This is a genomic window from Streptomyces sp. NBC_00386 (genome assembly GCF_036063235.1).
Lineage (GTDB): Bacteria > Actinomycetota > Actinomycetes > Streptomycetales > Streptomycetaceae > Streptomyces.
Genome location: NZ_CP107950.1, coordinates 9,820,601 through 9,846,306 on the forward strand (window position 1 = coordinate 9,820,601; position 25,706 = coordinate 9,846,306).

The window sequence follows — 25,706 nt, forward strand, 5'->3', positions numbered from 1 at the left end:
TGACATTGGCTGCGGTCGTGATGACCTTGAGCGGGATACCGGGTCAGTAGCAGATCAGGTGGTGCTTGCTGCCCGTCTTGCGCCGGTCGACCGCCGACAGACCGGTGTCGGCACCTCCTTCCTTTCGCGCGGATGTGTGAGCCGTCCACACAAGCCCGCGACCAGTCGAGTTCGCTAGTGCTCTGACCGGGAAGGTTCACCGGGGTCGGTACGCTGAGCCCGGCTGCGGTGGACGAGGAGGTCGGGCATGACGCGGAAACCGTCGATGGACGAGGCCGTGGGACTGCTTGAGGGCGAACTGGGGTCAGGGAAACGAGCGCTTGACGATCTGGTCACGGAAGACCTCTGGCTTGGCTTCCTCCGATTCGGCCGACGGCTGTTCGACGTCCCGAACACACCTGACGTTGACGGTCTTCTGTTCCAGTACGGGACCCACGCGTTCGATGGTTCTCCGGCGTTCACGCTGGACCTCACGCGGCAGTTCGAGATCTCCGACAGCGACGGTGATCACGACCATTACGTGCAGGTCCACTGCGAGCTCAGATACGGACTCGCACCCGCCTTGGAGGCTCTCGGAAGCTTCGACTCGTGGTTCTTCCACGATGCCGGAGACGATCTCGAAGAGTGGGCTCAAGGACTGACCGAGCGAGCAGCCTGGGCAAGGATCCACAGACTCAAGCCGACTGAGATCAGGGTGTATCAGGAGCAGGTGTAGTCGTTCAGGCCGTCACCGTGGTGGGACGCCCTCCCCAGCGGACACCCTTCTCGCTGCGGATGCGGGCTCGTTCACGTCGTTGGGCTGCGAGGACGTCGGAGTGGCGGACGTTCTGGTTGCGCCAGCGCAGACACCTCACGTTGCTATGCCGTCAAGCCGCGGCGGTCAGCTCCGTGGGGAAGGCGGTCTGTTCATCGAACAACTCGTGGTCCTGGAGGCAGTGGTAGAGCTGGCCGAGCATGCGGTTGAAGAGGTTTCTCTGCGCGGCCGCGTGCCAGTCTCCGGTCTCGCGACGGCGCCGGTAGTGGGCGTTGGCTCCGGCCGATGGCCGCAGGGAAGCGAAGGCCCAGAGGTAGCCGGCGTGGTTGAGGCGGTCGTTCTTCACCCAGCGTCGGGTGATGCTGGACTTCTTGCCGGACGCGCGGGTGATGGGCGAGGCACCGGCGTATGCCTTCAAGCCTCGGGCGTCGGCGAAGCGGGTGTGGTCGTCCCCGATCTCAGCCAGGATCCGGGCGGCCAACTGAATGCCGAGCCCGGGGAAGCTCAGCAGCACTTCGGCGTCCGGGTGTCGGGGGAACGCCTCTTCGACCGCTGCGGCGAGGTCGTCGGCGGCGGTGCAGGCGGCTTCCAGCTGGACCAGGAGGGCGAGCATCTGCTTGCCGAGCGCGTCCTCGACCAGGAGCGGCTGGTGGGCCCAGTCGGCGCGGAAGATCTCGCGGAGGCGGTCGGCCTCAGCCTCGATGCCGCGTTTGCGGCCGGCCCGCTTGAGCGCAGCCTGGATCTGCGCGCGGCTTAGCTTGACGGCCCTTGTGGGCGTCGGGGCGGTCTTGAGGACCTCGCGTGCCTCGGGCCGGCACAGACCATTGGTCCAGGTGGCGAAGGCGTCCAGGGCGGCCGGATAGTACTCGCGCAGCAGGGAGCGGAGCTGGTTGGAGATCTGCTGCCGGTTCCAGGTCGCATCCTGCTGGGCTCGGGCGAGGACTGCGATGGCGCGGCCCAGGTCGCTGTCGTCGGGCAGCGGCCGGTGGGCGTGTATGTCGGTGCGCAGGATGTTCGCCAGGACCAGAGCGTCACCGGGGTCGGACTTCTTGCGGGAGACGCTGTGCCGGTCACGGTAGCGGGCGGCGGCCATCGGGTTGATCGCGAACACTTTCCGCTTGCCCGTCCGCAGCACTGCCACCAGCAGGCCCCGGGACGTCTCGATGGCCACCGGGATCGGGTTCTCCTCGGTGTCGCCGTATTCGGCGAGCAGGTCCAGCAGCAGCTGGTAGCCGGCCGCGTCGTCGGTGATGTGCCGCTTGGCCAATAATTCGCCAGTCTCGTTGACGAGGGCGACGTCGTGAGTCCGTTCTGCCCAGTCGATGCCACAGTAAATCAAGGGTCCTCCCCTTCCGATAGGTAGGCATTTGCGCTGGTCACGAGCGCAAGCGGGCCACGCAGCGACCTAATCCCAGGACTCAGCACAGAGGCTGGTCCGCCACCTCACTAGCCGTTCGTGACACCAGCGCACCCCGCGGGCCTCGGTCTATGCAGGAGCTCAAGCGGCTCGGGCATCACAAGAAGTCACCGTGGAATGGGCTCGCACCACCAACACCAACGAGTGATCAATCAGTGAGATGTCGGCAGTGGCGGCGGGCGCGAAGACGCCGAGCGTTATCGATCTGCGCTGAGGCATCAGAGGCCAGGCAGGCATGAGACATCCGCCCGACGTCCACGCGACCGCCACCACCACAACACCAGGACCGCCCGCCGGTCTACACAGAGGCCTTCTCGAGCCAGGGTTGCCGAAGGCATCGCGATCCTGCTCGAACAGACTGAAGGAAGAGACCTCCTACAGCACTGCCGTTACTGACCTTTTCGGATTGGCTTCGGGGCGTCTGAGGTGAGGGTCAGTCCGGTCTCGGTGAGGCAGCCGTCGATGAGTTCGGGGTGGCGCTGGATGTGGGCGAGTCCTCGGCGGAGGGTTCGGGTGAGGTGGTCGGGGTCGGTGAATGCGGTGTTGGCCATCCACCCGCGCCGCAGCAGGGACCAGATGCCTTCGACGGGGTTCAGGTCCGGGCTGTAGGAGGGCAGCTGGATGACGGTGAGCCAGTCGTGGTCGGCCGCGTACTTCCTCATCCCGGCGGCACGATGGGTGTTCAGATTGTCCCAGACGACCACGATCGGGGCGCCGAGCTGCAGGTGCGCGCGGACCAGGAGGTCGCGGTAGTCCTGCCAGGCAAAACTCTTGCGTGCGCCTTTGAGGAGCGGGTGGAAACGGGGCCGGTAGACCAGCCGGGACCGCTCGCCGGGCCGGTAGCAGCACAGCGCGGCGACCGAGATCCGTCGCCGGGAGCGTCCCCGCACCCGGACCACGGGAGTCTGCCCGCGCAGGCCCCAGGTGCGGGCGCGTGGCGGCGTCATCGCGAACCCGGCTTCGTCCTCGAAGACGATGAAGGCCCCGAGCGCCGCCGCGGCGCTTCCACCTGCGGCCACACGTCCTTCTTCCACAACTCGACCGCATGCTCGTCGCGTTCCAGCGCCCGACGGGCCGGACACTGCCACGACCAGCCGTGACGGTGCAGCAGCCTCCACACTCCCGCGACCGAGCAACTGACCTGGAACTGGCGGCCGATCAACGTCTGGACGCGTTCCAGGGTCCACCGCTGGTCTTCCCAGCCATGCACGGCCGGCCCTTTGCCCAGCTCCGTCTCCAGCAGGGCGAACCGTTCGTCCGACAGCTTCGGCAGTTTCGCGGGGCCCTTCGACTTCAGACCCGCCACGCCGCCCTCACGCCAGTTGCGGCGCCATTGCTCCACCGAACGCTCGCTCACCCGCAGGTCCTTGGCGATGTCCGAAGTCCGGTCACCCTGGGCGAACCTCTGCCCGGCCTCCAGCCGGATCCCCTCACGCGCAGCCCGCCGCTCAGCAGTCAGGCCCCCACCATCCGCATACCGCATGACACCGGCATACCGCAGGGATCACCCAACGTCACCACCCGAAGACAACCCGAAAAGGTCAGTAGCGGTAGTTCGTTAAATCCGGTGGTGGCGTGGGTTGACGGCGAGGCGGGTTGGTCGTAGGCCGGTGGTAGGAGTCAACTGCCTTGCTGGGGGCTGAAGATGACTGCTCGGCGTCCGTGTCCGCCCGCGCCGGGGCCGTTGGAGGAGTACGCGGCCCGGTTCGACGACCTGTTCTTCAGCCTGGCACAGCGGCGGGGGTTTCGTGAGTATCTGACCGGGCTGCTGGCGCCGCGGGAGCGGAACAAGACGATCACCTGCCTGGCAGGAGCTGAGCCGGTGGCCGGCGCGGGCACGCCGGGAGTGCAGCGGCTGCAGTTCTTCCTGTCCGAGTCTCCCTGGGAGGTGGAGCAGGTCAACGACCGGCGGCTTGAACTGCTGCGTGAGCAGTCGGCGACGGCTCCGCACGACGGCGGGGTCATCGTGATCGACGACTCCGGGGACCGCAAGGACGGCACGGCCACCGCCAACGTGGGTCGGCAGTGGCTGGGCCGGTTGGGCAAGACGGACAACGGCATCGTCACGGTGACCACGGTGTGGACCGACGGCCGCGTGTACTACCCGCTGCACGCGACTCCTTACACTCCCGCCCACCACTTCGCCCGCGGCCGGTCCGACCCGGCCTTTCGCACGAAACCTCAACTGTCCGCTGCTCTCGCGGTCCGCGGGAAGGAGGCGGGCTTCGGCTGCCGGGCGGTGGTCGCCGACTGCGCCTACTCCGTCAGTGACACCTGGTATCTCGCACTGCGCGAGGCAGGCCTGGCCTACGTGGTCGCGCTCAAACCGCACCGCGGCACCTGGGCCCCGGCCGACCAGCCACACACCCCCATCGAAGCCGCCCACGCCCTGACCTGGAAGGACGCCAAGCGTCCAGGCGACTGGACGCCCGTTGAGCGTCACTTCCGCGACGGGCACAGCGAGACCTGGTGGGCCGCCGATGCCCGCCTGGGCGGCTACGGCCCCGACTCGCCCTGCCGGCTGGTCGTGGCCACCACCGACCCGGCCCAGCTGCCGGAGAAGGCCACCTGGTATCTGGCCACCAACCTGCCCCACCCCGACGCACCTCACGCCGCCACCGGCCCGCCGGCCGACCTCGCCGAGATCGTCCGCCTCTACGGCCTGCGGCCCTGGATCGAGCAGAGCTATAAGCAGGTCAAGGACGAACTGGGCTGGGCCGACTTCCAGGTCCGCTCCGACCGCGCCATCCGCCGCCACCAGACCCTGGTCAACTGCGCTTTCTCCTTCTGCTGGGACCAATGGTTCGCCCCACCCGGACCCCTGGATGCCACCGCGCCGGACCCCTGCCCCGACAAGGGATCAGAGAGGGGGACCCGCCCCGTCCCACCAGCCCCAACAGCCCTGCTGGCCCAGGGCCTTACGATCCGTCCGTTCCTGGCTCACCCCCGCCATCACCCTGACCCGATGGTGGCAAGCCTGGACCGACACGAACCCACCCTCCGAACTCCAGGCCCTCATCGACGCGGTCACCACCGGACACGGCATTGACCTCTACCGCCGGATTTAACGAACTACCGGTAGCAAGGGATTAGGTAGGCATGCAAGCCCGATCTCGTTGAACTTGTGGATCAGGTCGCGGACGGTGTCCTCATCCGCCTGGACCAGACGGGCTATGACCGGGACCGTACTGCCGCCGGCCGAGGCCAGCAACATCATCGCTCGCCGGAACCGCACCGAGCTGCTACTGCCTCGCCGGACGATGTGTTGGAGTTTCTGCCCCTCCTGCTCGGTCAGCCTGCGAACCCGGACCGGTTGTGCCATCCCGCCTCCCCACGCTGGCTGGAGAAGTCATTTCCAACCGGCACGACGAGCAACCCGGCGAACCTTCCCGGTCACAGCACTAGCCGCGTTCAGTTCGGTGAGCAGGATGCGGCGCAGACGGTCGAAGACGCCATCCTGCTGCCACCGCCCCAGACGATGCCAGCGGCTCTGTGCGGAGCCGAACCCCAACCCCAGCAGCAGGAGTTGCCAGGGGACGTCGTTGTAGAGCATCTAAAAAATGCCCTGCAGGCACAGTCGGTCGTCCACCGGTCGTGGCTCTGGCGACTGCTCGGGCCATGACAGCAGTACCGGCTCGATCAACGTCCACGAGTCGCTGACCGTTACGCCGGACCAGAGCATCCCGCCAGCTCGTGTTTTGAGCCCTTACACCGTGTCCTACATGGTCAGTTTGAGGAAGCGCTTGTAGCAGCAGAGGGCGGCGGCAAGGCCGAGAAAGGCCAGGTAGTTGAGGGGATTGTGTTCGTAGCGGGGCTGAGTCTGCGGAAGCCGGACAGTCACGACATCGTGCGCTCGATCACCCACCTGCGACGGCCCAATCGTTCGCTGGACTCGATGCCTTTGTGGGCCCGGGCGTTGCGGGCGGCGGGATTTGCGAGCCATCCGATCATCAGCGCCGGCTCTCGCGTTCACTCCTCATCGGGCGCCCGCCCCAGTGGTGCCTGAGATACGACGCAGCCCGGTGGCACACCGGCGTGATCGTCGTCGTCATGCCGGGGGTGCGCCGGGCTGAGCCTGCCTTGATTGCTGCTGTTGCTCACTTTTTGTTGCGGCGGTTTCGGGTAAAGAGCCGACGGTCGCTTCCGCCCGCAGCCGATCGGGCGAGGGCGTTGGCCTGTGTGTTTACCGGTACCAGTACTTGACGCCCCGGTGGTGGGAGCAGGTGCCTCGGAAGTGGGCGCTGTAGGAGTAGGTGCCGTCCTTGCACTTGGCTGTCGCCCCGCGGGGATGAGAGGAGTTCGCCTTGCACACACCCGTCGTGTGCCGGGCGCACGACGCAGCCGCAGCATCGGTGGCAACGGCTACGGGCGTCAGCAGCGCACCTGCCATGACGGCTGCAGCCACAGCGCCCCGGAACTTGGTTAGCATGAAATCCCCCTCAGTGGTTCGGAGACGCGATCATGCACCGCCGGCCCGCCCCCTGGGTGCGATGCCGTTTCCTGATCACCGGATCGTGACAGTCGTGGCCGGCCCGTCACTCGACGTTCGACCCGCGCGAACGCCTGTACGGCAGCGCGGCCTGAGGTACCCCGCCCATGCTCGGTCTGTTGGCGCCGTGCATGCCGTGGATGGGGGAGGGGCCAGTGAGGTACGGAATGAGAAGAACACCGACCATCCGCCGGGTTCGCGCCTACACCTTCCCGACGTTCTGCGCATGAGGGCGGCGAGGGCGTGAGGACCATATGGGGCGGGGAGACCGCACAGCGGATGTTCGTCGAGGCCGTCTTGGGGAGCGTGGACACGCAGCGCGCGAAGGGCGACATCCTGAACGTCCTACGACGTGGGGCGCCGCTGACTTGTGCCGGTCGGGCGGGGGTACCGTCCGTCGACGCTGGGACCTGGGCATCGCCTCCGGGTGAGCAGGCCCGGGTGGGCTGTCCCGGGGCGAAACGTCGGCTTCGCCGATTAAAGGATCTTGCGTCGTGTGGTGGTCTTCGGTGCTTGCTGTGATGGCGTAGGGTGGGCAATACCGACGCGGGGTGGAGCAGCTCGGTAGCTCGCTGGGCTCATAACCCAGAGGTCGCAGGTTCAAATCCTGTCCCCGCTACTGCTGGCAAGGGCCCGGATCTCTACGATCCGGGCCTTCTCGCTTTCCCGGACGATCGCCTGCCTGGCACGAGGCCCGTCGGCTGGTCATTGCAGCCTGGTTGAGCGGGCGGGTGTTCGAGCGTCGTGCCGGCGCGGCGCGGTCCTTGGCGGCGGGTTCGGTCGCGAGCGCGGTGAAGCGCGGCGCGCAGCAACTGGTGGTGGTTCTATCGGGGGGCCGGACTCGTGACGGTCCTGGCCGGGCCGTCACGACGGGCGGAGTTCGGCCAGCGGAGCCCGATGCTTCACGGGTGTGTTGCGCATGGCGACGATGCCTCCATCCAGCGCGATGTGTACAACCTCCGCCACGGCTCCCGCGCGCCTTCCCCTTGGCTCAGGGCGCGAATCTTCACGATGTGACCACACTTTTGCTCCTCGACGCCAGCGCCGGGCTGATGCTGTGCTCGGTGGCCTGGCTCTTGAAGCCCTGATCGGCCCAGCGCGCCTTGTGGCTAGTGCCGCCAGTGTGTTCGCGTCACTGTCGTGGATGTCCGTGGTGAGGATGATGACTGCGATGACCAGGCCCAGCGTTGATCAACTCTGTCCCGGCCCTCCATAATGCGGCAATGGACGTTCACTACTCCTTCACATCAGATTATGCGCAGTTGCATCCCCTGATAGAGGAACTCAGTACCCTGCCTAACCGCTGGGACGACGCACCCGCACGGGTTCTTATCGATGTGAGGGGCGCTCTTCAGTACTGGACTGAGCGGGATGAACGTCCCGCGCAGGCAAGTCAGCTGCCACCGGCCCGAAGTGGTGCTTCTGGCATAGCATTGTTCCTGGCTTGGGAGGATTCACGCCTGGAGCGTCTGGCGCTCCATCTGTTCCGCGGCCTCCTCGACCTCGAAGAGGCCCGAGAACGTGCGGATTTGGCCTGTATTCTCTTCTTTGAGAGAATTGCCAACGACGTCATGCGGGCCGCTCGCCGCGGTTCGCTCAGTCCCGCCCCGGGTGCTTGGCGCAACGCCCTGGACGCGACCCCAAGCACGGCTGACACCGTGCTGCCTGTCGTTGCCGCATGCCTCCTGTGGGTGTCACGATCAAGCGGACTGCACGGCCGTTTCGACGCGGAATCACAAGCTCAGATCGCGCGGACGAAGTACAAGTTCGTCGGGCATACGCTCGACACCACACGTGAACTGTTGAGCTGCTATGAGGTCAACGCCCTAGAAGACCTGACCCGCCAAGTGGAGGAGCGACTGCAGTCGTCTGCCAACTTCACGGCCTCCTGGCTTATGGCGCTGTCCGATATCGAACTGTTCGAGGCGCAGTTGTGGCAACGTCACGAGTGGGCAGCTGCCTTGCGCGAGCCGGGCCTTGCCCCCTTGGACCCGCAACTGGACCACTTCCTGGCCCCCGCTCAGGATGTCGCTCCCAGCGACGCTCGTGACCTGGCAATTTTGGACCGCGTCGAATTTCACGTCCTCGATCAGATTACCGATCCAGCTTTCGGCTTCGGGGAGGGTTCGCTGGACCAACTCTATGCGGAGCGGGTGCTGATCATGCTGCGTAAGGTGGCCGCGCATGACGTCGTCGCCTTGCGCCACCCCAGTCGGTCCGCACTGGTCCACATCCTGCGCGACGTCGACGTCGCCCTGGCCGAATGCTCCGACTCCCGCGCAGCGGCGGAACAGCCCGCCTTGTTGGCGCGCGTGGTAATCGACACTGTCGAAGTCCATCACCGGCGCCTCGAGCCGCGGGCTCGGCCTTGGCGCGCCACGTCGCAGGGCGCCCAGGGCGTTGGCGGCACACTCCGCTACATCTGCGAGTTCGAATACATCAAACTCCTGCGTAGGATGGCAGATCGCCTGTTCGATGGAGCGGCCACCGTAGAGAGCAAGCACACCATCCGTTTCCCCTCGGAGCGGACAGCCAAAGCGGCAGTGCCAGCCCTGGAGCGCGAACTAAACTCCGAGGGCATCAGGCACCTGGGAACAACGGTGCGGCTTCCTGGCCCCGCGGCCTTCGGGCTGCGAATGAAACGGGCCCGGACCTGCCGCTGCTCTCGGCATCAAGAGGTACTCGCTAACGGCGTCGGGCCACTATGACCCCATTCTTTTGCTAGTGCCGCATTAGGCAACGTTCGCCTCGCTGGTGGAGCACGGAGAAGTAAATCGGTAGGGTGATGCAGGGGAATCTGCCACGATCATCGGATGGGTGCATTAGATGCAGTGGCAGGCAGGGTTGCTGGCGGGGCCACCGTGGCGTTCTGGCCCAGCGGTTCCTCGATGGTTCCGCTGATACGCAGTCGGCAGCAGGTGGTCGTTGCTCCGGTCGATCCATCGAAGCTGGAGGCCGGGGACATCGTCCTCGCGCGTGTCGCCGGGACGGTCTACTTGCACTTGGTGTCGTCTGTGGACCTTGCCAGGAAGCGGGTGCAGATCAGCAATAACCGTGGTCGCGTCAACGGCTGGACCAGCCACGATCGTGTCTTTGGCATCTGTGTGGCAGTCGACGGCGTCGCCCGGTCAGGAGCCGTGGGCAAGACGCTCGCGGCCGACTCCAACGAGTTCTCCTGAACTTGACGTTCCGGTGGCATCGGGCCGCCAAGCTATGCGGGTGGCAGAACGAGTGCGCGTTCGCGAGATCGATGACGACGAGGGCCGGCGGTTACACGTCGCAGTCGGCGAAGACCTTCCACAAGTGGCAGCGCCGTAATCAGTGACGTATTCAGCGACGCCGCCTCATCCCAACGAGGCCGACACGCAGTGGCTTTACAAGGCACCTTCGAGGAAAGCTCGATGGCGCTGTCGGGCGACAGGTAGCAGAGCGGCACGAAGTTGACGGCGGTTGCTTCCGCGCGTTTTCAGGGCGTGGCAGTTCGGGCAGAGCGCGATCATGATTTCTGGGATGTCGCCGCCGCCGTTGCCAAGTTCGTTGACGTGGTCGACTTCAAGAAGGGGTGCGCCGGCGTCTGTGTGTTCGGTGGAATGGCCCAGGCAGGTGGGGTTCTCACACGTACCACCGCTGCGGATGATGACCGCTTCGCGCGCGGCGGGGGAGCGGAAGTACTGACCTTTTCGGATTGGCTTCGGAGCGTCTGAAGAAAGGGTCAGGCCGGTCTCGATGAGGCAGCCGTCGATGAGTTCGGGATGGCGCTGGATGTGGGCGAGTCCTCGGCGGAGGGTCCGGGTGAGGTGGTCGGGGTCGGTGAAGGCGGTGTTGGCCATCCACCCGCGCCGCAGTAGGGACCAGATGCCTTCGACGGGGTTCAGGTCCGGGCTGTAGGAGGGGAGTTGGATGATGGTGAGCCAGTCGTGGTCGGCTGCGTACTTCTTCATCCCGGCGGCACGATGGGTGTTCAGATTGTCCCAGACGACCACGATCGGGGCGCCGAGCTGCAGGTGCGCGCGGACCAGGAGGTCGCGGTAGTCCTGCCAGGCAAAACTCTTGCGTGCGCCTTTGAGGAGCGGGTGGAAACGGGGCCGGTAGATCAACCGGGACCGCTCGCCGGGCCGGTAGCAGCACAGCGCGGCGACCGAGATCCGCCGCCGGGACCGTCCCCGCACCCGGACCACGGGAGTCTGCCCGCGCAGGCCCCAGGTGCGGGCGTGCGGCGGCGTCATCGCGAACCCGGCTTCGTCCTCGAAGACGATGAAGGCCCCGAGCGCCGCCGCGGCGCTTCCACCTGCGGCCACACGTCCTTCTTCCACAACTCGACTGCATGCTCGTCGCGTTCCAGCGCGCGACGGGCCGGACTCTGCCAGGACCAGCCGTGGCGGTGCAGCAGCCTCCACACTCCCGCGATCGAGCAACTGACCTGGAACTGGCGGCCGATCAGCGTCTGGACGCGTTCCAACGTCCACCGCTGATCTTCCCAGCCATGCACGGCCGGCCCTTTGCCCAGCTCCTTTTCCAGCAGGGCGAACCGCTCGTCCGACAGCTTCGGCAGCTTCGCGGGCCCCTTCGACCTCAGACCCTCCACGCCGCCCTCACGCCAGTTGCGGCGCCATTGCTCCACCGAACGCTCGCTCACCCGCAGGTCCTTGGCGATGTCCGAAGTCCGGTCACCCTGGGCGAACCTCTGCCCGGCCTCCAGCCGGATCCCCTCACGCGCAGCCCGCCGCTCAGCAGTCAGGCCCCCACCATCCGCATACCGCATGACACCGGCATACCGCAGGGATCACCCAACGTCACCACCCGAAGACAACCCGAAAAGGTCAGTAATCGCCGGGAGCGTTCACGGACCTGGCAGCGCAGGAGTTCATGGATGACCTGGTCGGTCCCGTCGTCCCGCCAGGCGGCGAAGCAGTAGTACGTCGCACTCTTCTGCGGAAGATCGTGCGGGAGATAGGTCCACTGGCAGCCGGTCCGGCCCTGGTAGAGGATCGCGTTCACGATCTCCCGCATCTCGTAGGCGCCCTGATGGCCGCTGACCGAGCGGTGTCGGTCCTTCCACGCGGTGATCAGCGGCTCGATCAACGACCACTGCTCATCCGATAAGTCGCTCGGGTACGGCGTGCGTTCACTCACTCCGCCACCCCAGCAGACCACAGGCTGCCCACCAGCAGGATCCGCTTGCACCCACACCATCAGGCGACGACAGAACCCCCAAAAACTCACGAAACGACCTCTGAGCACGATAGGTGTCGTGTTTGCAGGACACCTATCGGTGCCCTGACTCCAGCGTGTCGGTTGGGCCTGTCCGGCGGATCGGATCCTGCCGGACAGGCCCCGGGCCTGAAGGGCTCAGCGCTTGAGCATGAAGGTGAAGTCACCCGAGAGCTTGCCGCTCAGGCGGGCTGTCGACACGAGGTTTCCCTCGGCGGTCAGCCTCTCGGCCTAGGCTCGCGTGGAGCCGAAACCTTCGGCGCTCAGACGCACCGGTCGCACAGATTTCCGCGCCGGAAAGCGGACCGAGACCAAGCCACCCCCGGCACAGGCGCCCACCGGCCGCGGTGCCCCCGGTGCGGCGGCGGACCGTACGGCGATTGCCAGGCTGGCCGCTCGGTTCGACCCGGGCCGCTCACGTCGCGGCGCCGTACGACCGGGTCCTGGAGCAGTTTGGCTGCCAGGCCGGGGTCGTTGTCGTGCAGCATGTGCAGGAGCTCGGGTCGTACGGAACGCACGTTCATCCGCTCCAGGACAGCGAGCTTGGTGGTGTCCCCGCACTCGGTGCACAGTGCGAGGAGCCAGGCGTGGAGGAACTTGTGGTTCGCGTTGACGCGGAATTTGCTGTTCGCCCGGAAGCGCCCGGAGGCGCACCTGTGGCAACGGCGGAGAACGATCGGCAGGCAGGTGGGCACGACCACCCAGTTCTTGGACACAGAAATACACCGGTTCCAGTGAGAAGACCGCAGCGAAAAGGAGCGCGGCGCACATGTGCGACGCGCGACGGATCAGCGCTCGGGGGGTCTCACTTGGTGTACAACGGCACGTCCTTGACCGGGTGATTGTGGGCGGGAGAACGGTAACGGCACACGAGGGTGCGGTTCCACGGATTTTCGGGCGGTTGGCGATCCCTCGTGGCGGGGGCCCACATCACCCTCGACCCACCGGACATGCCTTATTGGCTCTGGCCCGCCGTAGGAACCACGAAGGTCGACTCGCCCTCCAGGCCGCGAAGAACTGCGGCAGCGCCGACCCGGTCTCACAGCGGATCAACCTCGATGACGTCCGCAGGGCCCGTCTGGAGGCCGAAGCTGCCGGCACGCACGCGCGGCCACCTCGGAGTACCTATCAAGACCGCAAAACGGCTTCCTGCCCGCACCCAGCCCGCTTCGCGTCGAACTGGCCCGTCACACCTCGGACTTGAAGTGATCAAATAGGAAAAGTCGGCTCTGTGGCAGGAGGCCGGCGGCCATAATCCGGGGGTGGCAGGACTCGGGGGCCGACGCCAGCGGCGCAACTGGCAGATGATCGGCGCCTTGTGCGTCCTGGCGATCGTGGTGAGCATCGTGTACGCGGTGCGGCAGCTCATCCGCGGCGGTCTCGAGCCGGCCGATACCGCGGGCCTGCTCGGTCTTCCCCTGGGCATGACCGGGCTCGTGGCGACGGTCGTGGCGCTGCGCAAGCCCGTCGAGGGCAACGACGCCGAACTCGCCCGTGGCTGGGCCGCAATACTGGCCAGCCAGGTCCAGGCTGGGGAGAGCCGAGTGCGGGTGGGGTAGAGGAGTGGCCTCCGCTTGTGCTCCGCGACGGCGTCTTCGGCCCGCTGACGCGCTTGGGCTTCGAGCTCCTTCGGGTCGCGGAAAGTGTCACCGCAGGACACCGTCACTGCCGGACCCAGGCGCCAGAGCGTGGCGTTGACCGCGCACAGGCTGCGGCCACGGATTGCCCGGCCACGGGCCGCCCGGGCGCCGACCGGCCTGTCGGCCACCGGCCGGCTGCCCGCCGGGGCGCCGCCCGCCGACCGATGGCCGGACGCCGGGCGGCGGCGCTCGAGGCGGGGGCCGCCGCCCGGGCGGGGGGTGCGTTCCTCGGCGGGAAGGCTCCCGGTGGTGCCGCATGTGTCGAGGGCCGTCACGGGGAACAGCCCGGAGACGGACCCGGGAAGGCATGCGGGAACCCTCCCGGAGAGGGGTGCGCGGACCGGTCCGCGGGCCGAGACGACCCGGTCCGCGTCCCGCGTCGCGGTCCCGTCCCGGTCGGCCGCGAAGACGAACAGCCGCAGCACCAGGAAGCGGCCGGTCCCGGCGAGCCCGGCCGCGCCCAGATAGACGGCCTGCTCCGTGACCGCCCCGGGCGACGACCGCACCAGGTGCAGGACGAACATCGCCAACGACGTCACCGCGTAGGCGGCGGTGGCCGATCCTGCGGACTGCCAGTGGCGCCGCCACCCGGCCCGGCGCCCGGTCCCGAAGGTGAAGAGCGCGTGCAGCTCCGTGCACAGGGCGGTCGACGCGACGGTGACCACGGCGTTCGCCGCGGACCACGGCATCAGCGCGGCCAGCAGCGCAACGGCACCGCTGGAGAGGACCCCGACACCTCCGCCGCACACCACGAACCGGACGAACGAGGCGAGCGGCCCGGGAACGGCCGCGCCGACCGTCTCCGGTCCCGGCTCGGGCTGCGGCGTCATGGTGAATTCCCTTCCGGCGGGCGGGTCCTGGACCGCGGTGGTCGACCCGGTTCCACCCTGCCGTCGCCCGCGCGCGGCCACGAGACGGTCCGCACCCGGATCCATGGTGGAGCTGGCCCCACCCCGGGCCGAGGGCTCCGCCCACCAGGGGACCGGCGGAGCCGCGCCGGAGAGCCGGAATAGGAGCGGGGACAGAGCGTGCTGACATCAGGGCAGCGATACCGCCCGCACCCGTCCGCACCCCGGAGGAGTCCGCATGGCCCTGTCCCGTGAAGAGCGTCAGAAGTTCCTGGCAGAACCGCACGTCGCCGCCTTCGCGGTGGACGGCGGGGCGGGACGCGCCCCGCTGACCGTGCCGATCTGGTACCAGTACGAACCCGACGGCACCGTGTGGATCATGACCGGGTCGGAGTCCCGCAAGAACCGGCTGATCGAGGCGGCGGGGCGGTTCTCCCTGATGATCGACCGGCTCGAACCCACCATCCGGTACGTGTCCGTGGAAGGTCCGGTCCTGGACACGACTCCCGCCACCCGCGAGAAGTTGCGGGAGATCTCGGCGCGCTATCTGCCGGCCGAGAAGGTCGACGCGTACGTCGACTTCGCGTGGAAGGAGCACGGCACGCAGGTCGTCGTGCGCATGCGCCCCGAGCACTGGTTCTCGTCCGACCTCGGTTCGGTCTGAGCCGTCGCCCCGGTCCGGTCCGAGGCGGAGTCGGGCCGGGCGCGCGGGGCGTCCGCCGCGACCCCGTGCGACGCCGCGTGAAGCAGGTCGATGTCGGACAGCTCGCCCCCGGCCGGTCCGCGGCTGCTGGCCTGCTGCTGGCGGCCGCCCTGTGCGTGGGCGCGGCCGGAGCGTTCTGCCGGCTTCGTGCGGCACACGGCCGCCCCTATGCCCGTCGGCTGTCCGAGTCCGAGGAGGCGAGGGGGCGACCGCTGGAGGTCGAGGACCACGACGAGGCTTTGGCCAGCGCCCGCCATCTGCGCGCGGGGATCATCCTGACCTGCCTGTGCACGGCCCTGCTCGTCACCGCGGTCGGCGTTACCTGGTACGCCCCGCCGAAGAACCTTCCGCAATTGATGATCCGGCAGGGCACGACCACACTGTGCGGGGAGGTCGTCGCGGTGCGACCTGGCACGGTCGTGCTCAAAGACCGACGGCGTCGCTGTGACAGTCCGCCTGTCCTGAGCCGACTCCGTCACCCCGGTCGCGGCGTGTCCCGTCGCCCCTTCCTGCACCGGGTAGGCCGACGGGCCACGATCCTCCGTGGGTCTACGGGGGACTGAGAAGCCGACGAGCAGCCCTCATGCTGAGGGCCGAAGGAGTGCCATGTCGGGTCGGGGCGCGTGGTTGTGCTCGGGTGGCAGTCAGGGGAAGGTCAACTTGAAGCTGTTGATGTACCCGGTGTCGTACGTGGCCCTGTCCTGGACGCGCAGGCTCCAGGACCCGTTGGCGACCTCTGCTGAGGCATTGACCGTGTAGGTGGTCTGGACGTTGTCCGCAGAGTCGGAGGACGAGTAGGGCTTGAGATTGTAGACCGTGCCGTCGGGGGCGATGAGGTCGACGACCAGGTCGCCGCGCCAGGTGTGGATGATGTCCACGCCGACGGCGAGGTCGCTGGGTGCGTTGCCCGTGATTCCGGTGACGTTGACGGACGAGGTCACCACGGCGCCGTTGTCCGGGATGGACACATCGGAGGTGTTCTCGAAGACGGTGCCCGTCGGCGGGGTCGTTGTGCCGGACGAGAGGTTCCAGATCGCGTGGGCGATGGCGTCGCTATTGCGGTCCAGAGCCGTGTCGTTGATGTTGGTGGTCGTGTCGCAGGACGAGTGGTAGCAGCGGTCGAAGGCGGTGGCGGTGCCGCCCCACTTCTGCACCTGCGCGGAGGTCTTGGTGCGGCTGGCGCCGGTGAACAGGCCGCCGACGGGTATGCCGACGTTCTTGAAGGAGGCGTGGTCGGAGCGGCCGTCGCCCTCGGTCTCGATCTCGGTGGGGACACCGATTCCGGCGAAGTAGTCCTTGAAGTTCTTCTCGATCGTCGGGTCGTCGTCGTAGACGAAGTAGCCGGGATTGGGGGAGCCGATCATGTCGAAGTTCAGGTAGCCGCTGATCTTCGCGCGTTCAGTGGACGGCAAGTTGTTGACGTAGTACTTGGAGCCGACGAGTCCGAGTTCTTCGGCGCCCCACCAAGCGAACCGGAGGTGTTTGGTGGGCTGGTACCCGGTACGTGCGACGGCCAGCGCGGTCTCCAGGATGGCCGCCGAGCCGGAGCCGTTGTCGTTGATGCCGGGGCCGGAGGTCACCGAGTCGAGGTGCGAGCCGGCCATGAGGACCTGGTTGGTGTCGCCGCCGGGCCAGTCGGCGATCAGGTTGTAGCCGGTGGAACCGCTGGAGGTGAACTGCTCGATTCTCGTGGTGTATCCGGCGGCGTCCAGTTTCGCCTTGACGAAGTCGATGGACGCCTTGTAGCCGGCTCGGCCGTGGGCGCGGTTGCCGCCGTTGCCGCCGTTGGCGCTGGCGATCGACTGGAGATCGGCGAGGTGCTGCTTGACGTTGGCGACTGGGATGTCGGGTGCGGCGGCGACGCTTTGGGCAGTGGCTGCCGGGACGGCCCCGGCGAGCAGCCCGGCGAGGGTGATACCGGCCACTGCGAGGACACGCTGACGTGCAGAGAGGCTCATGTGGGGGCTCCGTGATTCCGAACTGAAGGTGGGTTGCGGAACGTGTAAAACGTCCCGCTGCGTGGTAACGCGGGACGTTGGAGCTGTGTAAAGCCTGTGCCTGATGCGGCGATGCGAAGTGAATAGTCGATGAGTGTTGACGTTGCGTCAAGAGTGCCTGTCGTGAGCTGGGTTGATGCACACAGCTGTAGGCGCCGTGCGGACAGTCGCAGCTCGTTTCGGACAGGCCTCTCCGCCATGAGAAGCCGTATTTCAACCGATCTTGGAACGTGCGGATCAAACGGAGTTCCTGGTCGGGTGATCTCCCCGTTGTACGAGCATGAAGACAGGGCCTCCTGGTAGCTCGGGGTGTGACCCCATTCCGAGCGGTTCCCGGAGGCCCTGCTGTTGTACGCGCCCGAGCCCGCCCGCTTCAACTCGTTCGCCGTGTCGTGCGATTGCATCGCGCACCTGTACGACAATGCGGCCGACCATCCCGATCGGGTGCGCCGATATCCGTCGGACATGACGGACGCGGAGTGGGCCGAGATCCGGCTTTTGCTGCCGGTGCCGGCCTGGCTTCAAGGGCGGGGCGGACACCCCGAGGGCTACTGCCACCGCCAGCTGCTGGACGCGATCGCCTCTACTCTGATCTTGCGAGAGTGCCCCGGCTTTCAGGCCGGGGGTGAATCGCGTCTCTGGGCTGCTCTGGCCTCGGCCGTGGGCATGGGTCAGCGCTGTCTGCCCGCGCCCACGGCTGCCCGCGCTCAGTCCGGGCGCTTGTGCGGTGAGATGTAGTCCTTGACTGCTTGGAGTGGCGCGCCGCCGCACGAGCCGGCGAAGTAGGAGGGCGACCAGAACCGGCCGGGCATGATCGCCTGGTTGACCCGGCCGGTGAACTCCGCGCGCAGGCGGCGGGAGGAGACGCCCTTGAGGCTGTTGACCAGGCTGGCGAGTGCGGCCTTGGGCGGGTGGTGCACGAGCAGGTGGACGTGGTCGGTTTCGCCGTTGAACTCCTTCAGCTTGGCGTCGAAGTCCTCGCACACCTTGCGCATGATCTCTTCGCAGCGCGTCAGCATCTCGTCGTCCAGGGCGCCGTGCCGGTACTTGGTGACGAACACCAAATGCGCGTGCAGGTTGTAGACGACTGTTCGACCCCTGCGGATATCCGGGTTTGGTTCCCATCGTGGCGACATAGGCCAATGCCGCGAGCAACCGGCGCCGAGCCCGAGGATGCGACCGGCTGAGCCGATGGCGGTCGTCGCCCCCGGAGGACCAGACAAGGTACGCGGCCTCTACCGTCCGGCCGGGCGGGTATGGCGGCGCAGCAGCTCCATCCCTACGACGAGCAGCAGCTGCTTCCCGGCCTGGCCGAACTGCTCCTGGAGGGTGGGCTCGCGAAAGAGGCCGGCCAGCTCTCCGGCACCGGCGGCGAGGTCACCGCGCTGGGCGAGGTAGTCAGCCATGGAGGCGCGGTGGACGGCGCGGGCTCACTCCAGCAGCGCGGATGGGGAGCGGGCGCGGGGATCAGAGCGACAGCACGTGCGAGACTGCCGGAGCGGGGGCGGCGCCGATACGGGTGAAGTATTCGGTGGCCAGGATCCGGTCGCGCGTTGCCTCATCGAGGCGGTCCAGCAGTGCAGGCAGGGGGCGCTGGCCTTCGAGCTGGCTGGTGTGTGAGCAGATCGCGGTCCACTTCTGCGCCAGCCAGTGCGTCACGTCCACGGTCGCGGCCACGTCCTCGTCCTCCACGCTGAGTAGTGTCTTGCCGACGCCTGTCAGCAGCGGCCCGAGGTCGCCGATTGCGGAGTGCGGGTGCGTGGCCCCGTACAGAGCTCGGGTCCGCCATGGCTCACCCGCCCCATGGTGAAGCCGGCCGATCCCGGCGACCTCCACGGCAAGCAGAACCACCTGGTGGGTCCGGCGGTGATCCAGGTGGCCGGTGAGCTGGCCGAGCGCGTCATGCGTGACGACGACATCGGGACGGAACTGCCGGATGTGCGCCACGATCTGAGTGACGGCGTCGTCCAGGTTCGCCTCGCACCAACGGGGCTGGCCGGGCGCCGAGGACGGGTTACGGGCGTCGCGGTATCCGAGCAGGCGCGGCTCGCCCGCGCCCAGAACGGTCAACGCCGCGGCGAGTTCGGCGGCCCTCGCGGTGCCTTGGGCCCAGGTCGCGGTGACGACGGCCGTGCGGGCACCGGCGGCGGCATACTGGGCGAGCACGCCGCCGGCGAGCAGGCTTTCGTCGTCGGGGTGGGCGAAAACGCCGAGCAGCGACGGCAGATCAGACCCGGTCGTGGAAGCGGACGTAGCCAAAGCAGAAACCTCGTTCCTTGCCGTGAGCGGATCGACGATACGGACTCGGGCAGGTGCGCGGCACAGGGGCAGTCGGCCGGTACACAGCCTTCCCTCCTCGCCGGACATCGCTTCTGGCCTGCCAGCGTATGCCGAGCATTCCCATGGAGACACAGCTTCACGATCAGCGGTTGCAGCAGGTGCGAGGCACCAGAATGACGTGCGGGGGCGGCCCAAAGTCGGACTTTCCCCGCACGTCCCTGCCAGCAGCAGCGTCGCGGATACCTGTCCAAGACACATCAGGCTGGAGGTGCTGTTCCTCCGGTCTCCGGGCGCACCTGGACGTCCTGTCATCGTCATTGATCGCCGCCGCCAAGCGGTGGGGGTGGGGTGGGGGCTGACTCCATCAGCGATGAGCCAGGGCCCGGCGCCGGTGGTCTGGGTCAGGTGAGGAGGGCGGCGAGGGCGCCTACTACCGCGGTGGCGAGGGTGAGGACTGCGGTGAAGGCTGTGGCGGCGCGGGTGAGGGCGGTGGGGTAGGTGGCGCCGTCCAGGCGGGCGAGTTTGCCTGCGCTGGCGGCAGTCAGCACGGCGACGACGAGTACGAGTGCGGTGGTGAGGAGGGCGAGCGCGACGTTCACGGCAGACTCCCGTCAAGGGTTGGGGCGTTGACGTGGACAAAGGTCTCGGAATCGGTATGCGCCGGGGTTCGCCGAGACGAAGATGAACACCGGCGAACACATCACCATCCGCGGGGGCACGCGTGCACGACGAACGGACCGGTCACACTCCGGACTCGGCGTTGGTCGAGCTGCGCAGGAGGCTGGCCGACGGGCTGGCTCGGGCCCGGCTGAACCAAACGCAGCTCGCCGCCCAAGCAAGGCTGGGGCGCACCACCGTGTCGGAGGCACTCTCGCCCAACAAGCCTGTGCCCTCTGCGGAGACGGTGGCGGCGCTGGCCCGCGTGCTGAAGTTGCCGACAGGAGAACTGCTGGAGTTGCGGCGGACCGCGGCCGAAGAGTCGGACACGGTCACATTGAGTGGGCCGGGGCGGCCGATCGGCCAGTGGGATCCGCACGCGCTGGAGGTCCATCCGGCCGGCAACGCCCAGGACGGTACCAGCTTGCCGGGGCAGTGGCTGCTGCCAGGTTATGTGCTGCGTGAGCACGACCGGGTTCTGGCGGAGGCGGTCCGGGACGCGGCGGCCGGCCGCAGCCGGATGCTGGTCCTGGTCGGCTCCTCCTCGACGGGCAAGACCCGGGCGTGCTGGGAGGCCGTGCAGCCACTGGCGGAGCAGGGGTGGCGGCTGTGGCATCCCTTCGACCCCACCCGGGCGCAGGCCGCCCTAGAGGACCTGCACCGGGTCGGCCCGCGCACGGTCGTATGGCTGAACGAGGCCCAGCACTACCTCGGCGACCGGGAGGCCGGGGAGGAGATCGCTGCGGCCGTACACCACCTGCTGACCAGTCCGCAGCGCGGGCCGGTTCTCGCCCTGGGCACGCTGTGGGACGACTACGCCAAGCAGTACATCGCCCTGCCCACCCCTGGTGAGCCGGATCCGCACAGCCGAGCGAGGGAGCTTCTCGCCGGACGCACTGTGAGTGTCCCTGACACCTTCGACACCCGCACCCTGGCCTCGGCGACGGCGTTGGCCAAGGGCGGTGACCGGCTGTTGGCCGACGCCCTCACCCGCGCCCACGTCAGCGGACGGGTGGCTCAGGACCTGGCCGGCGCCCCGGAACTCCTCACCCGCTACGAACGCGCAACCCCCGCGGCCAAAGCGATCCTGCACGCGGCCATGGACGCGCGCCGCCTCGGTGTCGGCCTCCACCTGCCACAGGCCTTCCTCACCGCCGCCGCCGCCGACTACCTCACCGACACCGACTACGACCAGCTCACTAAGGGCTGGGCTGAACAGGCATACGCCGAACTCGCTAAACCGGTCCACGGCAAACAAGCCCCCTTGCGCAGCACCACACCCCGGCTCCGACGACGGCCGCCCACACCCACCCCACCCGCCAACACCCCACCTCAGGCGCCTGCGGGGCCAATGTTCCGGCTCGCCGACTACCTCGAACAACATGGCCGCACCGTCCGCAGTTGGCTGTGTCCGCCTGCTTCCTTCTGGCATGCCGCTCTCACCCACCTCACCCACTCCGACGACCTGAACAACCTCACCGAGGCAGCTGAGACGCGACACCGCCTGCAATGGGCCCATCACCTCCGACACCGTGCCGCCGACCAGGGCAGCATCGGCGCCTTGGAGCGCTTGGCTGTGATGCGGGAGGAGGCTGGGGATTGGGAGGGTGCTGAGATCCTCGCCCGGCGGGCCGCCGGCCACGGTGGCCCGGGCGCTCTGTACCGCTTGGCCGTGATGCGGGAGAGGGCCGGTAGCTGGGAGCGTGCCGAGGACCTTTACAGGCGGGCCGCCGACCACGGTGGCCCGGGCGCTCTGTACCGCTTGGCTGTGATGCGGGGGGAGGCTGGGGATTGGGAGGGTGCCGAGGATCTGGCCCGGCAGGCTGCCGACCAGGGCAGCATCGGCGCCTTGGAGCGCTTGGCTGTGATGCGGGGGGAGGCTGGGGATTGGGAGGGTGCCGAGGATCTGGCCCGGCAGGCTGCCGACCACGGCGATAGTGAGGCCTTGGAGCGTCTGACCGTGATGCGGGAGAGGGCTGGGGATCGGGAGAGCGCCGAGCACCTAGCTTGGCAGGCCGCTGAGCACGGTAGCAGCAGGGTGTTGGATCGCTTGATCGTGATGCGGGAGGAGGCTGGGGACTGGGAGCGTGCCGAGAACCTGGCCCGGCAGGCTGCCGACCACGGGAGTATCGACGCCCTGTATCGCTTGGCTGTGATGCGGGAGGAGGCCGGGGACCGGGAGAGCGCCGAGAATCTCTACCGGCAGGCCGCCGAGCATGGAGATAACGAGGCATTGGAGCGCTTGGCTGTGATGCGGGAGGAGGCTGGGGACTGGGAGTGCGCTGAGGATTTGGCCCGGCAGGCAGCCGACCACGGCAATACCTATGCCTTGTTTCGTTTGGCTGAGATGCGGGAGAGGGCCGGTGGCTGGGAGCGTGCCGAGGAACTTTATCGGCAGGCCGCTGACCGTGGCAATACTGGCGCCTTGAAATATTTGGCCATGATGTGGGAGAGGGCTGGGGATCGGGAGTGCGCTGAGGATTTGGCTCGGCAGGCCGCTGACCGCGGGGATACCGATGTCTTGTTTCGTTTGGCTGAGATGCGGGAGAGGGCCGGTGGCTGGGAGCGTGCCGAGGATCTTTATCGGCAGGCCGCTGACCGTGGCAATACTGGCGCCTTGAAATATTTGGCCATGATGTGGGAGAGGGCTGGGGATCGGGAGTGCGCTGAGGATTTGGCTCGGCAGGCCGCTGACCGCGGGGATACCGATGTCTTGTTTCGTTTGGCTGAGATGCGGGAGAGGGCCGGTGGCTGGGAGCGTGCCGAGGATCTTTATCGGCAGGCCGCTGACCGTGGCAATACTGGCGCCTTGAAATATTTGGCCATGATGTGGGAGAGGGCTGGGGATCGGGAGTGCGCTGAGGATTTGGCTCGGCAGGCCGCTGACCGCGGGGATACCGATGTCTTGTACCGTTTGGCTGAGATGCGAGAGAAGGCCAGAGACCGGGAGCGTGCCGAAAACCTTGTTCGGCAGGCCGCCGACCGTGGTATGAACAACCCACGGTGGGCGACTAATCTCACGCGAGCCTTCGTGACTTGGTGGCCTAATGGCCTAGACCCAGACGGCACACCTACGCCTCCATGGAAATAATGTGGGAGCCCTCGTGGTCATGAAGAATTATCCGCCGCAGTTCAAGACGGAAGCGGTCGCGCTGTATCAGCGGGGGTATCGGCTTCGGCGGAAATTCCCGCTCCGCCCCAACACCGCAGTCCGCTCAGCGTTCCCAGTGGAGTTCGTGGTATAGCCGACGCTGTTAGCGATCGTGCCCTGCTGCCCACCGGGTCTGCCGTACGAACGGGTGACATCTTGACCTGCCCCACCATTTGGGCTCCAGGTTCGGTGACTAACCAGCAGCCGGGGTGGTGTCGTTCTCGGAGAGTAGTTCGTACTCGATGGGGGTGCGATAACCCAATGCTGAGTGTCGTCGCTGGCGGTTGTAGAAGATCTCGATGAACTCGAAGATCGCGTTGGCCAGTTCGACCCGGGTCTTCCACCGCCGGCGGTTGAGCAGCTCGATCTGCATCGAGGACCAGAAAGACTCCGTCATCGCGTTGTCCAGGCCGTCCCCGACGGTGCCGAACGACGGCAGAAGGCCGGCGGAGCGGATCCGCTCCCCGAAGACCCAGGAGGTGAACTGGGTTCCGTGATCGGCGTGAACGATCCCGCCCGGCTCAGGGCGGCGGTTGCGGATGGCCATGTCCAACGCGTTGACCACGAGGGTGGAGTCCTGCCTGGAGTCGATGGACCAGCCCACGATCCTGCGGCTGAACGCGTCCAGGACCGCCGCGCAGTAGACCCATCCTTCCCTGGTCCGGTGCTGCGTGATGTCGGTGACCCACAGCTCGTCGGGACGCAGCCGATGGAACGTGCGGTTGACCAGGTCCTCGGCGGTGACGATGCCACGGAGGCGCTTGATCCGCACCGGTCCGGGCAGGCCGTGGATCCCGGCCTGCGTCATCAGCACCGACACGGTCCTGGAGCAGACCTGGATGCCCATGCCCAGGGTGAGCTCGGCGTGGACACGGCGGTAGCCGTAGGTGCCATGGGAGGCGACGTGGACCTCCCGGATCAGCCCGGTCAGCCAGTCCCGCCGTAGCTGGCGCGGTGTGGTCGGGGTGCGCTTGTGCTTGTAGTAGTTCTGCCGGGTGACGCCAAGGATCCGGCAGCACCGGTCGACCGGTGCCCCGGCATCGACGAGACGGTCGATCACCGGGTAGAGCCTTTTGGGCGGGGCTTGTCCTCGTCAAGGAACTTCGCCGCCTGCCGGACGATCCCCAGCTCGGTTTCCAGCTCACGGATCCGCCGGCGAGCGGCCCGCAGCTCAGCGGACTCGCTCGACGGCGTTCCCGGTCGCCGCCCGTTGTCGATGTCGTCCTGCCGCAACCACTTCGACAACGTGACGGGATGGATGCCGAGCTCGACCGCGGTCTGCTTGGCCTGCTTGCCGGCGCGGACCAGCGCGATGGCACGTGCCCGGAACTCCGGAAGATAAGGGCGAGGCATGACTGCCAGCCTTCCGTGAAGGACTGTCAGTTAGCCACCAGAACTGGAACCCAGGACCTGGGGCAGGTCATCTGAAGTGGCTTGCCTTGGCTTGTGGGTGGTGGCGGGTGGTGTCACGGACGACAGCACCGACGCCGCCACATCCCGTATCTATCGCTCCGTTGCGTCCCCGCAGTCCGTCGCCGCCTCGGCGAGTGCGCGTACCAGTGGGGTCGCGCTGCCGGTGCGCCAGATCAGGGCCCACTGGACAGGCGGGGCATCGTGGAGGGGAAGGAAGGCGACGTCGGGCTGCGCGTTGTAGCGCCGTCCCTCGTCGGGGACCGTGCACACCACGTCACCTGCCGCGACGAAGGCAAGGATCTCGTAGAAGGTTGAGACGGCCGGGCCGCGGCGGACAGGGCGTCCGGCCGGTGTGCGGGCCGGCAGGACCGCGCTCTCCCAGTAGGCGGGAAGAGGGCCGTTCAGGCGCGGCACGATGTGGTCACCGAGCACCTCCATGCTCACCGACTCCTGCCGGGCGAGCGGGTGGTCGGTGGCCACCATCAAGTGGAGCGGTTCCTCGCGCAGCACCACCCCGACGGTCAAGTCCGGCTCACGAACGGGCAGCCAGGTGGTCACCGCGTCGACCTCACCGGCCCGCAAGGCTCCGAACGGATCGCTGAAGAACACCTCTTTGAACCGGAGTTCGGCGGACGGGTGCCCGGCCCGGAAATGGGTCAGGACCGGGCGCATGTCATGCATCTGTGCACCCATGACCCCCAGCGTCAGCGTGCCGGACGGATGGCGGGCGATGGCGGTCACCTCAGCTATGGCTTCCTGGATGCCCTCGTATGCCGGCTTCAGCCGCTGGAGCAGCACCTCTCCGACAGGGGTCATCCGCACGTGGCGGCTGGTCCGCTCGAAGAGCTGAGCGCCGATGACGCGTTCCTGCTTCTTGATCGCCTGACTGACACGGGCTGGGGAGACATGCAGGCGTTCGGCGCTGCGGCCGAAGTGGAGCTCCTCCGCGAGCGTCAGGAAGATCTCTATGTCCCGCAGTTCCATTCCGCCCCCGGTTCCCTCATGGCTCCCGAATTCATGAACCTCTGGGTTAACGACCATAACAAGATCGGCCGTTGTTCCCAGGCTGCTCGCTCGGCATGCTGGGTGCCGAGCCGGTCAGCCGCCCCCCACAGGTGACAGCATGAACCGGCACGAGACAGCTGG

19 protein-coding genes, 1 tRNA gene and 8 pseudogenes are annotated in these 25,706 nt (G+C 67.4%); 10 read left to right on the top strand and 18 right to left on the bottom strand.

Going from position 1 to position 25,706, the window contains the following annotated elements:
- The first annotated feature begins 247 nt into the window (after nt 1–247).
- Nucleotides 248–715, top strand: a complete 468-nt coding sequence (locus OG780_RS43010; RefSeq protein ID WP_328457686.1) for a hypothetical protein — start codon at nt 248–250, stop codon at nt 713–715.
- Between the two features lie 4 nt (nt 716–719).
- On the opposite strand, the pseudogene OG780_RS43015 reads toward OG780_RS43010, so the two are convergent.
- The 3 genes and pseudogenes from OG780_RS43015 to OG780_RS44820 all read right to left on the bottom strand — a co-directional run.
- Nucleotides 720–845: pseudogene (locus OG780_RS43015) on the bottom strand (IS630 family transposase); the annotation flags it as partial.
- A gap of 21 nt (nt 846–866) precedes the next feature.
- Nucleotides 867–2,093 carry an IS110 family transposase gene (locus tag OG780_RS43020; protein ID WP_328445778.1) on the bottom strand — a complete coding sequence of 409 codons (1,227 nt, stop codon included), beginning with the start codon at nt 2,091–2,093 and terminating at the stop codon, nt 867–869.
- Nucleotides 2,094–2,560: 467 nt separating this feature from the next.
- A protein-coding gene (locus OG780_RS44820; RefSeq protein ID WP_443062286.1) for an IS630 family transposase occupies nt 2,561–3,654 on the bottom strand; the annotation gives its coding sequence in 2 pieces (ribosomal slippage) (nt 2,561–3,198 and nt 3,198–3,654; 1,095 coding nt in all).
- Between the two features lie 162 nt (nt 3,655–3,816).
- Here OG780_RS44820 and OG780_RS43035 point away from each other — a divergent pair.
- A complete protein-coding gene (locus OG780_RS43035; RefSeq protein ID WP_328457688.1) occupies nt 3,817–5,220 on the top strand; it encodes an IS701 family transposase in 1,404 nt (467 codons plus the stop codon).
- 36 nt (nt 5,221–5,256) lie between these two features.
- Here the strand turns inward: OG780_RS43035 and OG780_RS43040 are convergent.
- The 4 genes and pseudogenes from OG780_RS43040 to OG780_RS43055 form a co-directional block, all read right to left on the bottom strand.
- Nucleotides 5,257–5,493 (bottom strand): annotated as a pseudogene (locus tag OG780_RS43040) (helix-turn-helix domain-containing protein); the annotation flags it as partial.
- Nucleotides 5,494–5,520: 27 nt separating this feature from the next.
- On the bottom strand, nt 5,521–5,724 hold the full coding sequence (locus OG780_RS43045) for a hypothetical protein (RefSeq protein ID WP_328457690.1): 204 nt from the start codon (nt 5,722–5,724) through the stop codon (nt 5,521–5,523).
- 165 nt (nt 5,725–5,889) lie between these two features.
- Nucleotides 5,890–6,080: pseudogene (locus tag OG780_RS44825) on the bottom strand (IS5/IS1182 family transposase); the annotation flags it as partial.
- Between the two features lie 274 nt (nt 6,081–6,354).
- Complete coding sequence (locus tag OG780_RS43055) at nt 6,355–6,600, bottom strand: DUF3761 domain-containing protein (RefSeq protein WP_328457694.1); 246 nt, start codon at nt 6,598–6,600, stop codon at nt 6,355–6,357.
- A gap of 605 nt (nt 6,601–7,205) precedes the next feature.
- Between OG780_RS43055 and OG780_RS43060 the strand changes: the two genes are divergently transcribed.
- From OG780_RS43060 to OG780_RS43070, 3 genes are all read left to right on the top strand, one after another.
- Nucleotides 7,206–7,279 (top strand) — tRNA-Met (locus OG780_RS43060).
- Nucleotides 7,280–7,883: 604 nt separating this feature from the next.
- On the top strand, nt 7,884–9,368 hold the full coding sequence (locus OG780_RS43065) for a hypothetical protein (RefSeq protein ID WP_328457697.1): 1,485 nt from the start codon (nt 7,884–7,886) through the stop codon (nt 9,366–9,368).
- A 105-nt stretch (nt 9,369–9,473) separates the two neighbouring features.
- The gene (locus OG780_RS43070; protein WP_328457699.1) at nt 9,474–9,839 is read left to right on the top strand and encodes a S24 family peptidase; all 366 of its coding nucleotides are present in this window, start codon (nt 9,474–9,476) and stop codon (nt 9,837–9,839) included.
- 525 nt (nt 9,840–10,364) lie between these two features.
- Here the strand turns inward: OG780_RS43070 and OG780_RS44830 are convergent.
- The 3 pseudogenes from OG780_RS44830 to OG780_RS43095 all read right to left on the bottom strand — a co-directional run.
- A pseudogene (locus OG780_RS44830) lies at nt 10,365–11,422 on the bottom strand (IS630 family transposase); the annotation flags it as partial.
- A gap of 62 nt (nt 11,423–11,484) precedes the next feature.
- A pseudogene (locus tag OG780_RS43090) lies at nt 11,485–11,793 on the bottom strand (transposase); the annotation flags it as partial.
- Between the two features lie 216 nt (nt 11,794–12,009).
- A pseudogene (locus tag OG780_RS43095) lies at nt 12,010–12,587 on the bottom strand (DUF1062 domain-containing protein).
- 546 nt (nt 12,588–13,133) lie between these two features.
- On the opposite strand from OG780_RS43095, the gene OG780_RS43100 reads away from it, so the two are divergent.
- Nucleotides 13,134–13,430, top strand: a complete 297-nt coding sequence (locus tag OG780_RS43100) for a hypothetical protein (RefSeq protein ID WP_328458791.1) — start codon at nt 13,134–13,136, stop codon at nt 13,428–13,430.
- A 410-nt stretch (nt 13,431–13,840) separates the two neighbouring features.
- Here OG780_RS43100 and OG780_RS43105 read toward each other — a convergent pair.
- A pseudogene (locus OG780_RS43105) lies at nt 13,841–14,341 on the bottom strand (hypothetical protein); the annotation flags it as partial.
- Nucleotides 14,342–14,597: 256 nt separating this feature from the next.
- Between OG780_RS43105 and OG780_RS43110 the strand changes: the two are divergent.
- Nucleotides 14,598–15,023 (top strand): pyridoxamine 5'-phosphate oxidase family protein, encoded by a 426-nt coding sequence (locus OG780_RS43110; RefSeq protein ID WP_328457703.1) that lies wholly within the window; start codon nt 14,598–14,600, stop codon nt 15,021–15,023.
- 77 nt (nt 15,024–15,100) lie between these two features.
- Nucleotides 15,101–15,625, top strand: a complete 525-nt coding sequence (locus tag OG780_RS43115) for a hypothetical protein (RefSeq protein WP_328457705.1) — start codon at nt 15,101–15,103, stop codon at nt 15,623–15,625.
- 81 nt (nt 15,626–15,706) lie between these two features.
- Here the strand turns inward: OG780_RS43115 and OG780_RS43120 are convergent, their stop codons facing one another.
- Nucleotides 15,707–17,020: a M28 family peptidase gene (locus OG780_RS43120; RefSeq protein ID WP_328457707.1), complete on the bottom strand. Its 1,314-nt coding sequence runs from the start codon at nt 17,018–17,020 to the stop codon at nt 15,707–15,709.
- 387 nt (nt 17,021–17,407) lie between these two features.
- Between OG780_RS43120 and OG780_RS43125 the strand changes: the two genes are divergently transcribed.
- Nucleotides 17,408–17,797 carry a hypothetical protein gene (locus OG780_RS43125; RefSeq protein ID WP_328457709.1) on the top strand — a complete coding sequence of 130 codons (390 nt, stop codon included), beginning with the start codon at nt 17,408–17,410 and terminating at the stop codon, nt 17,795–17,797.
- Here the strand turns inward: OG780_RS43125 and tnpA are convergent.
- The 4 genes from tnpA to OG780_RS43145 form a co-directional block, all read right to left on the bottom strand.
- Nucleotides 17,767–18,195 (bottom strand): IS200/IS605 family transposase, encoded by a 429-nt coding sequence (tnpA, locus tag OG780_RS43130; protein ID WP_328457711.1) that lies wholly within the window; start codon nt 18,193–18,195, stop codon nt 17,767–17,769. The genes OG780_RS43125 and tnpA overlap by 31 nt on opposite strands.
- 99 nt (nt 18,196–18,294) lie before the next feature.
- Nucleotides 18,295–18,465, bottom strand: coding sequence for a hypothetical protein (locus OG780_RS43135; protein ID WP_328457713.1), 171 nt, complete (start codon nt 18,463–18,465; stop codon nt 18,295–18,297).
- Between the two features lie 61 nt (nt 18,466–18,526).
- Entirely contained in the window at nt 18,527–19,426 is a 900-nt protein-coding gene (locus OG780_RS43140) for a PIG-L deacetylase family protein (protein WP_328457716.1), read from the bottom strand.
- 314 nt (nt 19,427–19,740) lie between these two features.
- Nucleotides 19,741–19,938, bottom strand: coding sequence for a hypothetical protein (locus OG780_RS43145; protein WP_328457718.1), 198 nt, complete (start codon nt 19,936–19,938; stop codon nt 19,741–19,743).
- A gap of 122 nt (nt 19,939–20,060) precedes the next feature.
- Here OG780_RS43145 and OG780_RS43150 point away from each other — a divergent pair, with 122 nt between their 5' ends.
- Entirely contained in the window at nt 20,061–23,087 is a 3,027-nt protein-coding gene (locus tag OG780_RS43150) for a tetratricopeptide repeat protein (RefSeq protein WP_328457720.1), read from the top strand.
- A 253-nt stretch (nt 23,088–23,340) separates the two neighbouring features.
- On the opposite strand, the pseudogene OG780_RS43155 reads toward OG780_RS43150, so the two are convergent.
- A pseudogene (locus OG780_RS43155) lies at nt 23,341–24,500 on the bottom strand (IS3 family transposase).
- A gap of 150 nt (nt 24,501–24,650) precedes the next feature.
- On the bottom strand, nt 24,651–25,544 hold the full coding sequence (locus tag OG780_RS43160; protein ID WP_328457722.1) for a LysR family transcriptional regulator: 894 nt from the start codon (nt 25,542–25,544) through the stop codon (nt 24,651–24,653).
- Nucleotides 25,545–25,706: the final 162 nt, after the last annotated feature.